10 protein-coding genes are annotated in these 14,421 nt (G+C 41.6%); 6 read left to right on the forward strand and 4 right to left on the reverse strand.

Annotated features, from left to right (window positions below; all coding sequences use genetic code 11):
- On the forward strand, nucleotides 1–421 hold a 421-nt coding region (locus AM228_RS34110), incomplete at its 5' end, for a hypothetical protein (RefSeq protein WP_369817696.1).
- 991 nt (nucleotides 422–1,412) lie between these two features.
- Here the strand turns inward: AM228_RS34110 and AM228_RS08665 are convergent.
- From AM228_RS08665 to AM228_RS08675, 3 genes are all read right to left on the reverse strand, one after another.
- Entirely contained in the window at nucleotides 1,413–2,051 is a 639-nt protein-coding gene (locus AM228_RS08665; RefSeq protein WP_156331639.1) for a MarC family protein, read from the reverse strand.
- Between the two features lie 253 nt (nucleotides 2,052–2,304).
- Nucleotides 2,305–5,790, reverse strand: coding sequence for a S8 family serine peptidase (locus AM228_RS08670; RefSeq protein WP_054465731.1), 3,486 nt, complete (start codon nucleotides 5,788–5,790; stop codon nucleotides 2,305–2,307).
- Nucleotides 5,791–6,267: 477 nt separating this feature from the next.
- Nucleotides 6,268–7,641 carry an NB-ARC domain-containing protein gene (locus tag AM228_RS08675; protein ID WP_054465732.1) on the reverse strand — a complete coding sequence of 458 codons (1,374 nt, stop codon included), beginning with the start codon at nucleotides 7,639–7,641 and terminating at the stop codon, nucleotides 6,268–6,270.
- 919 nt (nucleotides 7,642–8,560) lie between these two features.
- Between AM228_RS08675 and AM228_RS08685 the strand changes: the two genes are divergently transcribed.
- The 3 genes from AM228_RS08685 (at nucleotide 8,561) to AM228_RS08695 (ending at nucleotide 10,765) form a co-directional block, all read left to right on the forward strand.
- The gene (locus tag AM228_RS08685) at nucleotides 8,561–8,884 is read left to right on the forward strand and encodes a hypothetical protein (protein ID WP_054465734.1); all 324 of its coding nucleotides are present in this window, start codon (nucleotides 8,561–8,563) and stop codon (nucleotides 8,882–8,884) included.
- Between the two features lie 36 nt (nucleotides 8,885–8,920).
- The gene (locus tag AM228_RS08690) at nucleotides 8,921–10,387 is read left to right on the forward strand and encodes an ABC transporter ATP-binding protein/permease (protein WP_054465735.1); all 1,467 of its coding nucleotides are present in this window, start codon (nucleotides 8,921–8,923) and stop codon (nucleotides 10,385–10,387) included.
- Nucleotides 10,388–10,543: 156 nt separating this feature from the next.
- Nucleotides 10,544–10,765, forward strand: a complete 222-nt coding sequence (locus AM228_RS08695; RefSeq protein ID WP_054465736.1) for a DUF6887 family protein — start codon at nucleotides 10,544–10,546, stop codon at nucleotides 10,763–10,765.
- A 581-nt stretch (nucleotides 10,766–11,346) separates the two neighbouring features.
- Here the strand turns inward: AM228_RS08695 and AM228_RS08700 are convergent.
- Nucleotides 11,347–12,450, reverse strand: coding sequence for an inositol-3-phosphate synthase (locus AM228_RS08700; protein WP_054465737.1), 1,104 nt, complete (start codon nucleotides 12,448–12,450; stop codon nucleotides 11,347–11,349).
- 247 nt (nucleotides 12,451–12,697) lie between these two features.
- Here AM228_RS08700 and AM228_RS08705 point away from each other — a divergent pair, with 247 nt between their 5' ends.
- Entirely contained in the window at nucleotides 12,698–13,858 is a 1,161-nt protein-coding gene (locus AM228_RS08705) for a histidinol-phosphate transaminase (RefSeq protein WP_054465738.1), read from the forward strand.
- A gap of 54 nt (nucleotides 13,859–13,912) precedes the next feature.
- Nucleotides 13,913–14,404, forward strand: coding sequence for an ureidoglycolate lyase (locus AM228_RS08710; protein ID WP_054465818.1), 492 nt, complete (start codon nucleotides 13,913–13,915; stop codon nucleotides 14,402–14,404).
- Nucleotides 14,405–14,421: the final 17 nt, after the last annotated feature.

The raw sequence follows: 14,421 nt of genomic DNA on the forward strand, positions 1-14,421 counted from the left end.
TGAGCAACAAGTGGCCCATTTACAAGCTGAAGCTAACTCTAAGGTGGCAGCGGCTGAGTATGATGCGGTGCAGCAAAAGTCGGAATGGCAAGCCCAACGGATTGGTGAACTTGAGCAACAAGTGGCCCATTTACAAGCTGAAGCTAACTCTAAGGTGGCAGCGGCTGAGTATGATGCGGTGCGGCAAAAGTCGGAATGGCAACATCAGGCGATCGCCACTTTAGAAAAACAACTTCAAGAGTCCCAAAACCGGGTATCACAAACAGTGTCCTCGGAAATTTATCAAGCGTTGCAACGTCAAGTTGAACAACAAGCTCGTTCGATTTCTGTGTTGCAAGCGGAAGTCTCTAATTTCCGTTCAATGGCCATCATCGGCGAAAATATGCTGAATAAATGGCAGTTGCGGAATTTTTCTAAATAGCGATTAACTGCCCGTCTAACTGCCAGTCGTTTGTCGGTAATTTATAGAGTCGTTATTAGACAAGAGTACAAAGTAAAGGATCGATCGCTCCTTGATCGCTCCTTGATCGCCCCTTGATCCCCCCTTAAAAAAGGGGGCAGGGGCGCTTTTTAGAATTTTGCAAGAAGTTTATTGAAAAAATTTGCTCGTGATTTTCAAGGGAATAAATATATATAAAAAACCGGGTTTTTTGAGATATATAGCAATCCTAAAACAAGGTAGAAAATTTGCCCGGATTTCCTGGAATGGTAATAAAAATTTACAAACCAGGGGTAGAAGGCAACAACCCCACCCGGAGACTTACTATCTACAGTGTGAAGCGGGCTTATTGGTGGTAACTCTTAACCAGATGGGGAATCCCCGAAGAGCCAATTAGGGTTAGGCGTGGGTTAGCGCAAGCAAACGCCCGTCCTGAATCCTCTCTAATAATAAGTAGCGAAACTGGTTGATCTGCTGCGTTCAAAATGAACATGGGGAATAAGTGGGTAATTATTTGATTAACCCACAAAAGTCAAAGTAAGCAGTAGACAAGGCTTTGATATTGAAGTCCTAAAAGTACCCAGGGGGATAGGGTGGACTATTAGCTAATTATACCCGAAACCACGGAACGAAGTATCCCCCTCTTGGCTCTCAAAGCAATTTTATTAGTGATAAGTGTAAGCGCAAACCTTTGTGGAGGTCAGATGTATCTAGAAGCAAAAGACTGGGGTAATGCCCGGTATATGCAGACGGGATACGGCGGTAAAGTTAGTCCTAACATGGTTTACTTGAATACGTTATCAGCCACCCGCAAAGTTAGGAATAAATTAAAACATTCATTGTGCGTACAGTGAGCGAAAGCTGAGTGAGTAATTGCCCCCACGATGCCTGTAAATGCAATACATCGAACGGCCCGAACCGAACCATCAAGGCGGCATCGTCCAACGGGTCAAAGTGAGAAGACTATGCCAATTTACTTGATAATAATTGCCAAACTTTTTAAAGAAATTAATATAACCTCGATAGCCAAAGATACCTGAATAAAATTTAAGACTAAAGTAGCTAAAGTGAGAAATTGAATCAGTCCCGGTATTTTGATAATTTTATCGGCAAATAGCATCGCGATTAAATCAAAAATCATGATGGTTAACAAACTTTTTACAATAATCCATTGCATATCCCAATTACCTTGAAACAAGGTGGTAAAAATCAGAATCGCGGCGATGCCAATAGGGGGAATAATAATCGGAGATACGATGGGACGAATCGCCAGTTGTATGGCTGTTAGTTCAGTTTTGGGAATGTCTAAAGGTGGTTGAAGATGAGGAAAAGTGTTAAACAGGGCAGAAATGAGCAGTATTAAACCCCCAGCCAGCCGCTGGGCGTCGAGAGAAAGCTGATATTTGGCTATTAAATGATGTCCAAACAATGCTACCAATAAAACAACGATTGTGGCGAAGATGGCCGCCCAAATTGCCACATTTCGCCGATATTCTGGAGTGGCATTATGAGTGAGTTTGACAAAAGGAAAGATGATTTTGACAGGCCCTAGACTGAGAAAGAAAATGGTAAAGATAAATTGTGGGTCAGCGTTGACAATAATTGATGACATAAAATCTGAAAGATTGGGATAGTTGGGATTAGACAAGATTGCAAAATACCGGATCGATACCCCCAACCCCCCCAACCCCCCCAACCCCCCGATCTAAGGGAGGCTTTTTAGAATTTTGCAATAACTCTATTATAATAAACCGGATTTGGTATTAAAATGGATTAAAGTGTATTAAGATATTAAAGACACCGCATTGCGGTGTCTTTAATCTGTCCCTAATTACTATAAGTTTACCAAAAATTCACCAGAAATTTTACAATTCTAAGGGATCAAAAATGCCATTTTCTGTCAGCCCAAATGGGTTTGCTGTACTGGTGATTAAATTTTCCACTTGTGCCAGATTTAAATTAGGATTGGCGCTGATAATTAAGGCCGCTACTCCAGCAATATGGGGGGCAGCCATTGATGTGCCTTCCCAAAAATCATAGCGATCGCTTAATAGGGAAGAATAGACTTCTTTGCCCGGTGCAACTACATAATTTTGGGGAGTGCTGCCTGCACGATTAGTGAAATCTGCGATCGCCTTGTTTTTTTCCACTGCCCCGACTGCCAAGCCGATTTCTGATGCTAATTGTGCCGGATAAACTTTTTGGCTAAAACGTTGACCGCCAGAAATTGCACTGAGGCCATCATTTCCTGATGCCATGACTACTACTACACCGTTTTCATTGGCATAGCGCACCGCTGCGGAAATTTCGGGATTTTCTCCCTGAGAACCCAAGCTAAGATTAATTACGTCAGCGCCATTATCAACAGCATAACGAATCCCACCAGTAATCGGGTCTTCTTCGCCTCGGAAAATACCCAGCGATCGGATGGCCATAATTTTGGCATCGGGGGCAACTCCAGTCACGCCAAAAGAGTTATTTTCCCCGGCAATAATTCCCGCTACATGAGTGCCATGACCGCCGACGGGATCTGTATCTTTGGGATCGTTATCATTATCCAGAAAATCCCAGCCGCGCCAATCATCAATAAAGCCATTATTATCATCATCAATGCCATTTCCGGGAATTTCAGATTCGTTAAACCAAAGATTATCATCGATATCAGGATGAGTGTAGTCAACACCACTATCAATCACCGCGACAACTACTCCTTTCCCGGTATATCCTTGCTGCCAAACTTTGGGGGCACCGATCGCATCTAAGCCCCAGTCCGTCCCACCCAAGGGCGCAACTTCGGGAAACGATTCTGAACCAATGGCTTGAGCAACTGCTGCCGCTGCATCGACTAATCCATGACCCGTATCCCGGTTATAATTGTTAGGAATTAAGTTGAGTTGATAGGCCGTATTTCCCTGGGTTTGAGATACCCAAACATAATAAGTTCCTGGGGCTAAATTACTTTGGCTAATTTGTTCTGGACTTGCTCCAGTTGCAGCAGCGATCGCGATAATTTCCTCTGGTTCAATTTGGCCATTATTGTTGCGGTCTTGAACCAACCGGATATCCGCATTTGCTGACATTTCATCAAGCAAAATAGTCACATCACTGGCTGATTCCAGGTTAAATCGGTACAGATGATTGCGATCGCCCCCTTCATTATTGCCAGTCACCAATCCTGCTTCCTGTTGCCAGCCATTCAATACTCCCAAATCTTTGGCGGTAGCTAAACTATTTCCGGCGGTTTGGGCAGGAGGAGTAATTGGGTTATTTTCCATCCATAAATAATAGGAACCTGGCCCCATTGCGTGAGCTACGCGGATAAAATAAGTGCCGGGAGTTAGGGTACGATTAATATATTCACGATAAGCCCCTTGGGATTCAGAACCGACAATCACTTCATCCCCATCAACCAAGCCATTGCCATTCACATCTTGGATTAAATAAACTTGGCTATTAGCGGTTTGTTCATCCAAAAATAGAGTCAATTGACTAAAATCATTGACTTGGAAACGATAGAAATCATCCGGGTCTTCAGCACTAACAAAATCTCGGCGGGTTTGTACCCCATTGACTACCCCTAAATCAGCCGCTTGACCGATAAAATTTCCCGCCCCATCTGGGGGCAAATTCTCAGAAATAACTTCCGCACTCAAAGTATAGGCAGTTTCGCCTTTTGCCTTGGCAACTCCGACATAATAAGTCCCCCGTCCCAAGAGGCGATTTAAAGTATAGTCTGCCCCATCTTCTGCGGAGGGAAACTTAATGATTTCTCGACCCGAAAATCCTCCATCTTCATTGATATCGTGAATTAAAATTAAATCTGCTTTGTTATTAATACCTTGTAAACGTAAACTTACTTCACTACTTTTTTCTAGGAAAAAAGCATAGAAATCATAAGGGTTGCCATAGCCTACAAAGTCAGTTACTACGGGTTTAGCTTTTTTGTTGAGAGTACCTAAATTGCCCCAAGAAACGGGATTTTCATTAGTCGCACCTTCTGCGGGGACGGGGGCAGGAATCCCATCGATTTTGAGGGTGTAACCTGTGGGTTCACCGACTTGACCCACTTGGACAAAGTAGTTGCCTGGGAGTAAATTTTGGGCAATAATTGCATCAGGATAAGGCACCTCTTGATTGGTGCCATCTAACCAGGCAAAAAATTCCGATAAATCAATTTCTCCATTGCGATCTATATCTACAGGTTCTTTATAGTTGGCAATAGTTTCTACGACTTCATCGGGGTCAAGCAGTCCATTGCCATTGGTATCTCTGACTAATTGTAAGCGGATGTCTGTATTCACCCCTTCTAGGGTAATATATACATCACTCTGGCGATTAGTTTGAAATTGATAAAAGTTCTGCGATCGCCCTGGATTAACCACATCCCGAACTACTTGAGATTCTATTAATAATCCCAAATTTAATGCCGTCCCCGGACTGTTCCCCGCGCCACTGGGTTTCCGCAATAGTTCTGATGTTTCTGCATAGATGTTTAAATCATAATTAGTGTCTCCTTCACTGCCGGAAACTTGAATAAAATAGTTACCGGGAGAAACTCCAAATAAGTCGATCGCCTCAATTGCTTCATCTTTCGCAACTATCGGCAATAACTGCTGCTTATCATCGGGAAAATTATTCTGATTGTCATCTTTAATGAGGGTTAAATTGGCTTTTTGGGACAAACCGGCTACTTTGATACTAATATCGCTCAAATCATTGAGAGAAAATTGATAATAATCGTCGCGATCGCTGGGGCCAACTACATCGGTTTTGACTAAATTAACCGGGTTAATATTATCCGCCCCGGTTAATATGCCCAAATTATTAGGAAAATATTGCCTTCCTTCCCCCCGTCCGGCAAAAATCCAATGATTAAAAGCACCGAGTTTATCGTTATTATATGCCGCCGCTACATCGGGGTTTAGGGCTAAGTAATAATCTAAATCCATTAATTGCGAAAATTTACGACCTTCGCGGATGCCTAGGTTGCGTAAATGCTCAAAGGCTAATTCGCGATCGCCCCCAAAAGCTTGGTTAACATCGGGATTTTCGCTCAGATATAAATTCAGATCGATCAGTCGAGAAAATTTGCGACCTTCTTTGATCCCATAGGTTTCTAAATGGCGATAAAGTTGTTCATTAGAGTATAGACCATTCTTTTCTAAGTCGGGATTTTCCGCCCGATAAACCTGGATATCGATAAATGGAGAAAAAGGGCGACCTTCTGCTAACCCATTATTTCTAAAATGCCGATATAATTTATCGTCAGTGTTAATTCCCGCTGCCGCTAAATCTGGGTTCATTAATGCATAGTATCTGGCATCAAATAGTTGGTTAATGTCAATGGACATAAAATATACCCTGGGGTAAAAAGTGAGATGGATTTTATGGTAGAATCTGGTTGTTTTGAAGAGAGTAATATCCGTGAATTAAGACAAGGTTGATTTTGTAGAGGCGATCGCCACCAAATTGACCTGACGGAAAATGAGCAAAGGAGGATTTTGACGACTTGGGAAAGTTGGGACAAAATATTTTGTCGTTATTTTGTCGTTGAGTCGGATTGTCCTGTTCCCTATTTCATCAAAAATTAAATTAAAATATACAAAACGTAACATTTCTTATATATATTGGCGGTGGGGGATAGGGAACGAAACCCAACATAAGTTTGCCCCCCTAACCACCCTTATAAAAAGAGGGGAATAAGAGGGAAAAAAACCACAGAGACACAGAGGACACAAAGAGAAGCTGTTAAGTCGTAGGTTGGGTTGAGGAACGAAACCCAACACCAGCCACGATATTTTTTTGGATATTCCCCACCACCCATTAATTTATCGATTATTATCATAAATTTGCAAATAAGCTCGAAATATTGGCGATAAATTAAACGAGATGGTTGGGGTTGCTTTGGGGGAGACAAGATAGCGCCGCTGTAAAGAGTCTAATCCATTAATTAATTCCGTTGAGGACAATGATAAAGCGGTTTTTAACTGTTCTCTGGACATGGATATTTCCGCTTTGCTCAATTCTAAAGCAATTTGTTGTTCTACTGGGGATAAGCGGTGGAATAATTCCCGAAATTGAGATTTCATTCCTTCTGTAATAATCGGGGTATCTTCTGTTAAGAAATCAGAGACTTTGCCCAAGAAAACTTTTTTGATTGTCCGGGCAATTTCTTTGAGGTAAACCGGATGACCTTCATATAATTCTATGAGTTGCCCCCAGCTTTGGCGATCGCTTAAGCCCAAATTTTGCAAAATATCTGGAGTTGCTAAACCCTGTAATTCTAAGCATTTTACCGGGTAGAATTCTTCATCTAAGCAGATCATTTCGGGACATTGTTCTTGAGAAAGCAAAATCACGCTGCTTTGATGTTCCATTTGGGTCAGCATGGTGAAAAAGGTTTTATAGTCGTTATGTTTTGGTTGATATTGTCCGGCAAATTGTCCAGGGATAAAGATTTCTTGCAGGTCATCCAGGATGATTAAACATCTTTGCTGACGCAAAAGATTGAACAGTTGAGTTAATTGGTTTTCATGGCGATCGCTGTCAGGATTAATCCCGGTTAAAATTTCCGCGATGATGGTGTTGAAAGATGGGCAAAGTTTTAGGCTTTTCCAGACAATTAGATCGAATTTTTCTAAGTTAAGGTCAACAAACCGTTTAACTAGGGTGGTTTTGCCAATTCCCGCAATACCTAATACTGAAATTAACGCCGTGGGGCGATCGCACAACTCCTGGGATGGGGTGCTTAGTTCCGAGGTGCGATCGCAGAATTGTCTAATTTTTGGGGCTAAGGTTAAATCCTGATATTTTACGTTCTGATATTTATTAGTTGGATTGGTTGTTTCTGGAGAGGCGATCGCATCCTCCGGATCTGCGCGATCGCGATAGGGACAATAGTTAATATTTCCATTAAATAGTACAACAAACTGAGGAGAATTGATAACTCTTTCTATCGTCCAACAAAAATTAGATTTATTAACATCTTCACCCACCTGTTTAGACAATATTTTAAATAACTTGCGGCTAGTATCTCCAATATAGTTTTCATTATAACCATTAGCAATATTTTCAGAAATTTCTTTATAAGTTTTTCCCTGCCAAATCCCTTGAATAACCTCTTTTTGCAGATCGTCTAGGTGTGTTCCTGTTTCTTTCTCGACCAGGCGATCGACAAATTGTAACACTTCCGTAATAGTCATAGACTTGAGGCAGGGTAAGGGTTTTAAGCATTATAGCTTACTTTGCGGCAATAAAATCTGGTTTTTTCTGGTTTTTGCTTAATATTTCTTTACAAAAATTGCCAGAAAATCAGTTATTTTTCGGCTATCAGTCTCGAAACCAAGGGATTTATCATCGAAATATACAATTTTTACCGATTGAGTCTAAAGGGGCAATCGCGATCGGTAGGGTGTGTTAGGCGGGCGATCGATTTTATGTACATCCGATAAGCTTTCAAATCCGCCGTAACGCACCAATCCCAGCGATATCACAGCAGTGCGCCGATCACCTCGCATCAATTCGCAATTGTTATTAGACAATCTCACCCACATGAGGGACAAAACAACATCTGTCATTCCCGCGCAGGCGGCAATCCATAAATAATACTCTATAGCACTACCAAGGTAAACGCTATATTTTCTCTTCCTCACTAACTTTTACTGACTTATTACCGATGGAATCCGAAAAAATCTCTCAAAATCCAACCGTCAACAAAAAATTAAACAGCTTTTGGTCTATTTTGTTGATAATTTTATTCTGGTTCGGTTCTGGTCTATTAATTTACCAAACCTTGAAAGTCCAACCCTCACCTGAACCCATGATTCAATTGAGTCAACCAAACAAAGACCCTAAAACCGATGATTCCTTGATATCCAAAGGGAAAAAAAGCTTCAACCAAGTTTGGCATTTCCTTGGCGACCAAGCTAGGCATTTTCCTGGTTTAAAATAGATATAAACTGGGGTGACATGAATTGCAACGATTTATCATAGTCGTTGTCTTAGCTAGACTATCCATTGCCATTGCCATTTGATTTTTTGATTGGCTGCCAGAAATATATTTTTTATCTGGCTAAATCATCTATTCTATCCCCTGTTGTTTCTCCGGAATTCTTAAGTATTATGTCTGAACCTCAATCTGAACCTCAAAAAGAAACCTCCCCAGAAAAATATGGGTTTTTGACTCCTAAATTTATTTTGGCCATAGGAGGAGTTATTGCTCTGTGGATATTAGCGATTACCATAGCTGTCAAGGGAGATAACTTTTTGTGCCTCCTAAGTATTTGTTCTAGCAACCCTCACGCCACTACTCCTTTTGCTGAATTAGTTCCTGTTACAGCCGCTGGGTTAACTGTTCTCCTGATGGCCGGTGTATTTGGAATGTCTATTCTCCCTGCACTGGGATTAGGCGCGATCAGTTTTTTGATTTTTCAATTCATTCATTGACCATAGATTTCGCCCTTTATTAGCACTATCTTCTTCATGGAAAATTTAATTGAACTCAAAAATGTATCTAAGACCTTTGAGAAATCCTTTTTCTCTACAGGAAAAACGATTCTGAAAAATATTAACTTCACGGTGAAGCCCGGAGATTTTGTGGTTTTACGAGGCGATAATGGATCCGGTAAAACCACAATTCTCAATCTGATTCTGGGTTTAATTAAACCCACCAGTGGCCAAGTTGAATTAATGGGTATCGAATCCAAAAATCCTGAATCAAAAAACCGCGTAGGTGTAGTTTTACAGGAAACCCAGTTTCCTAAGCATCTCAGCGTTCTAGAACTGCTCGATCTATTTCGCGGTTACTATTCTAATCCAATTTCTACCAAAGAAGCGCTCGATCGCGTTTCTCTGACCGATAAACAGAACAGTAAAGCCATATCTCTTTCTGGGGGGCAGAAGCAAAGGCTATTATTTGCTTTAGCCTTAATTGGCAATCCTCAACTTCTGATTTTAGATGAACCAACTCGAAATCTAGATGAAGATGGATATAAGGAATTTTGGCAGCAAATTTATCGGTGCAAAGAGCAAAGTATCACTATTTTAATGGTGACAAATAACCAATCAGACTGGGAGCAACTAAATAGCCTAGCCACCCGCTATATAACACTGAAAAAATTCTCTGAAGATTTAGAAGGCTCTCAAATTGAAATTGAAGAGTCCAACGTGCCAGTAAGTCCTGTGTCCAACTTAAATCTAGATGCTGACCAGCCAACATCTTCAAACAATGCTTTTTTTGCACAGCTTTGGTCTGAGATATTGCAAATTTATCGCACCCCACTTTATTTGCTAGGAATTGTTGTGCCTATTTTGGCTATTATTGTTAGCATTGCGTTAAAAAAAGAAGGCGATGAGGCTAAGAATATTCTTCTTGGATTATCCTTCGTATATATGATTGCATTCGCATTACAAGCACTGCCAGGTCAAATTTCAACAGAACGAGCAGAAGGCTGGCTAAAGTTGCTCCGATCTACTCCACTTTCTTCAGAGATTTATATTGCTGCCAAAATAGTTGTTTCTTTGTTGATTTCCGTCGGAGTCGTATTACTTACCTTAATTGTTGGATCTTTAACACTTGGCTTTAGCTTTGATCCCCTTCATTGGATAGCTTTATTTGTTGCTTTTATCATAGTGGCTATTCCCCTGCTTGGATTTAGTCTAACAGTTGGCTATTTGGTTAATCCAAAATCGGTTAATAATGTTAATGGTTTGGCATTTTTTGTTATTTTATTACTCTCAAGAACAATTGAAATTCCTAATTTATTTTTGGAAAAAGCTACGGTTTTATCACCTGTTTATCACGCTCAAAAACTTATATTTTTGTCAGCGGATTTTCCCATAGACGGTAAGACGTATCTTTTATTGCATTTGAGTTGGCTATTGTGGGCGAGCGGTATTTTTATTACTCTTGCTGTTTGGGCGTATCAACGTGATAGTGTGACTGAATAGGAGTTTCCGTTAAAGTTTCCTAATTTTTCCTTGAGTTAATTGGGTTAGGCGAATGAGAAAATCATCGACAAAGATTATCTCGATCGCCCTTAACCTTTTTTTCTAGTGAAGAACTGCAAATTGTTGTATATGCTAACGGGCAATGGAGGTTTTTAAATGAGACCGAACTTTGAAGCAATGACTAATGCTGAGTTAAGAGCTTATGCCTTGGCCCATCGAGAAGATATGGAACCTTTGCGAGTATTATATGATCGTCGCAGTCCTGACTCAGAAGCTACTTGGTATCCCGCACCTTTAACCGAAGAAACCATTAAAATTTCTGAGGAAGCAATTAAACAACGCATTCAAGAAATCGAAAATAAAAAGAAACAAGCTTAAAATTCGGTGGTTTACATTCCTAAGTAGGGCGAAGCATTCCGTAGGGGCGAAGCATTCCGTAGGGGCGAAGCATTCCGGTAGATAGCTTATTACTTAAAATATTGTAGGGGCGAATGGCCATTCGCCCCTACACTGCCGAAATGCTTCGCCCCTACAATATTTTACAGGGGTTTTCAGATTACTAAACCACGAGCGGGCGAAGCATTCCGGCAGGTAGGTTAATATTTTAAGTAATAATTTATCTGCCGGAATGCTTCGCCCCTACAGATATATAGCAGTCCTATATCAGTTGTGGAATTGTCGGGGTAACAGGTTTGGCAAGCGTGAGCTTACCCCTAAACGCGCCGGGGCAACCACCGCCATCGGATTGCCCCTACAAAAATATTACGATTTCTATAGGACTGCTATATGTGGTTTACTCGCGGAGAAAATTGCATTAACGCACCCTACGGCGTATATTTACTCCCAGGAAGTATAAAAAAATTTGTTATTCGTTATTCGTGGTTTAGGGGCAGCCCCGAAATAATCCATCAAATAACAAATAACAAACAACAAATAACAAAAAAGTCAAACAAAAGTCTCTATTCTTGACGCTGACCGGCAATGAATTCGTTCGTCATGCGATAGGCTTCATCATCAGTGAACTGTTGCGGGGGATGCTTCATAAAATAGGCTGAGGGAGAATATAAAACTCCCCCTTTTTGGTTATTCAGGGCTAATTGACAGCAGCGAATGGCATCAATGGAAACCCCGGCAGAATTAGGAGAATCTTCGACAGATAACCGCAGTTCTAAATTCATCGGCACATCTCCGAAAAGTTTGCCTTCCATCCGAATAAAGGCCACTTTATTATCTTTCTGCCAAGGCACATAATCACTAGGGCCAATATGAATATTTTCATCTTCGAGTCTTTCCCCCATAACCGATTGCACCGCTTCGGTTTTCGATTCTTTTTTGGAAGAAAGACGACTGCGATTTAGCATATTCATAAAATCGGTGTTGCCGCCAGTATTTATTTGATAAGTTCGTTCAATTTTCACCCCTCTCTTTTTAAATAAATCAGTGAGAGTTCTATGGGTGATGGTGGCGCCAACTTGTGCTTTAATATCATCTCCAATAATCGGGATATTTTTCTGTTTAAATTTTTCCGCCCATAAAGGATTACTGGCAATAAATACCGGAATACAGTTAATGAAAGCTACGCCCGCATCTACGGCACATTCCGCATAGAAACAAGTGGCTTCTTCCGAACCCACGGGAAGATAATTTATCAGAATTGTTGTGCCAGATTCTTTTAAGATTTTGACTACATCTTCTTTAGATGGTTCGGGAACATCACTGAGAACAAAGGTGTATGGTTCATCATAGTTTTTCATGTGATCTGAGAAACCATCCAGGACTTTACCCATACTGACTTTTACACCAGTTTTAGGTAGTGAATCGCAAAAAACTATGGTACAATTGGGTGGGGCAAAGATGGCTTCAGAAACTTCTAGGCCAACTTTGCGTTTATCAATATCAAAGGCTGCTACGACTTCAATATCTGATGGTTTGTAGCCGCCGATTTCCCAGTTCATTAATCCAATGGCTTCTTCAGGATTTTTTCCTTTGTAATATTCAATTCCTTGAATTAGAGAACTGGCACAGTTACCAACGCCTACCACTGCTAATTTAATTTTTTCCACAGCAACTTCCTATTTTAGATGCAATTTTGGGGTCGAAATGGTCAGGGTTCATCCTAGCATAACCACAGCAATCATTATAAAGATAAACGTAGTAAATATTCCTAGGGTGATGGGTGATTGCATCGTACAATGGCTTGGTTGATTTCTAATTAATAATCAGAAATTATTCGCCCGGTTGCGAGAAGTTGTTAAAGAAACGGATACTGATATATATTAGTGTGCTGCTTTGAAGCAGAGAGAATGATTCATGCTAAGTTTTATTCGGTCAGACCTGGCCCAGTTTACTGCCTATACTCCTCATCCTGGGGGATGCGAACCGGAGACAGATCGCCCGGTGATGGCGATCGATCGCCTGGATACGAATGAATGTCCCTACGACTTGCCAGGGGATTTAAAAGAAAAGTTGGCTTGGGTTTACCAAAAAGAAATTGAGAATAATCGCTATCCCGACGGGGGACATATTGCCCTAAAAGAGGCGATCGCCGCTTATGTGAATGAAGCTTCTCCAGAGTCCCCAGTCCAAGGGTTGAATATTTCCGTGGGCAATGGGTCTGATGAACTGATTCGTTCCCTGCTGATTGCCACTTGTTTGGGGGGGTCGGGGGCAATTTTGGTGGCGAATCCCACTTTTTCCATGTATGCCATTATCGCCAAAACCCTGGGAATTCCCGTGGTAGAGGTGGGACGGTCTGAAACAACTTTTGAAATTGACCTCACTGCTGCCCAGGAAGCGATATTGCATCCGCAACGCTCCGCGATCGCCTCCACGGAAAATCCCCCAATCCGGGCGGTGTTTCTGGTGCATCCCAACTCCCCAACCGCGAACCCCCTCAGCGAAGCAGAATTAAACTGGATCGGAACGTTGCCCCCAGAAATTATGGTGGTGATTGACGAGGCTTATTTTGAATTTAGCCAAACCACTTTGGTGGGAAAATTGCCCCAACATCCCAACTGGGTGATTTTGCGGACGTTTTCCAAAGCGTTTCGTTTAGCGAGTCATCGGGTGGGATATGCGATCGCCCATCCCGAACTAATTGCCATCCTGGAAAAAGTCCGTTTGCCTTATAACTTGCCTGGGTTCACCCAAGCAGCGGCCCAAACCGCCCTACTTCACCGCCAAACTTTACTTCAAGCTATTCCCGAAATTATTCAGGAACGCGATCGCCTATATAATGCCTTGGTCAAAATTCCCCAACTGCAAGTTTGGCCCAGTGGCGCGAACTTTATTTATGTGCGCCTAAAAAACACCAGCCCCGCTCAAATGGATCCAGCTTTGAGTCAAATTGCCCAACAACTCAAAGCCCAGGGGACTTTGATTCGCCATACCGGAGGTGGTTTAAGAATTACCATCGGCACCCCAGAGGAAAATCAGCGCACCTTAGAACGGTTGCAAGGCTTAAACCTGTAAACATCGCTTTTTTGGGTGGGCTTTTATCCCACCCGAACCTTAATTTTACTGGCTATGAATCCATCAATTTTGTTACAAAAAATACCCGCGCAATTGATTACAAAGGAAAACTTTAACCCTTACGGTCAAGTAATTTTTCCCCAGGGTCATGGCAAAATGTTTGATGCGGAAGATGCTCAATTAAACCTGAAAAATGGCATTCCCCGATTTTATATTATGCGCCTGAATCAAATAGGGCGAAAATTTCATCAGATTACCCGTCACGGGCAATGCACTCAATGTTTAGGTTCTCTGGAAGGAAAAGACTGGTTTATGGTTGTTGCCCCACCCAGTCAGAGTGCAGTCCCCAACCGGGAACAGATGAAAGCGTTTCGGATTCCCGGTAATTGTTTTATTAAATTAGAAGTAGGAACTTGGCACGCTGGCCCCTATTTTGAGCATGAATTTGTGGATTTTTATAATCTAGAATTGAGTGATACTAATGTGGTGGATCACTTCACATATAATTTCCGTAAATCCGACGGTTTAGAGTTTGAAATTGTTTAGAAATTGTTTCCTCGGGT

This window comes from Planktothricoides sp. SR001 (assembly GCF_001276715.1).
In the GTDB taxonomy this organism is placed as follows: Bacteria; Cyanobacteriota; Cyanobacteriia; order Cyanobacteriales; family Laspinemataceae; genus Planktothricoides; species Planktothricoides raciborskii.

Excerpts from the sequence above, each read along its gene's own strand:
- AM228_RS08710 (WP_054465818.1), top strand. The coding sequence starts at position 13,913 with ATGAATCCATCAATTTTGTTACAAAAAATACCCGCGCAATTGATTACA.
- AM228_RS08695 (WP_054465736.1), top strand. The coding sequence starts at position 10,544 with ATGAGACCGAACTTTGAAGCAATGACTAATGCTGAGTTAAGAGCTTAT.
- AM228_RS08690 (WP_054465735.1), top strand. The coding sequence starts at position 8,921 with ATGGAAAATTTAATTGAACTCAAAAATGTATCTAAGACCTTTGAGAAA.
- AM228_RS08685 (WP_054465734.1), top strand. The coding sequence starts at position 8,561 with ATGTCTGAACCTCAATCTGAACCTCAAAAAGAAACCTCCCCAGAAAAA.
- AM228_RS08665 (WP_156331639.1), bottom strand. The coding sequence starts at position 2,051 with ATGTCATCAATTATTGTCAACGCTGACCCACAATTTATCTTTACCATT.
- AM228_RS08675 (WP_054465732.1), bottom strand. The coding sequence starts at position 7,641 with ATGACTATTACGGAAGTGTTACAATTTGTCGATCGCCTGGTCGAGAAA.
- AM228_RS08705 (WP_054465738.1), top strand. The coding sequence starts at position 12,698 with ATGCTAAGTTTTATTCGGTCAGACCTGGCCCAGTTTACTGCCTATACT.
- AM228_RS08670 (WP_054465731.1), bottom strand. The coding sequence starts at position 5,790 with ATGTCCATTGACATTAACCAACTATTTGATGCCAGATACTATGCATTA.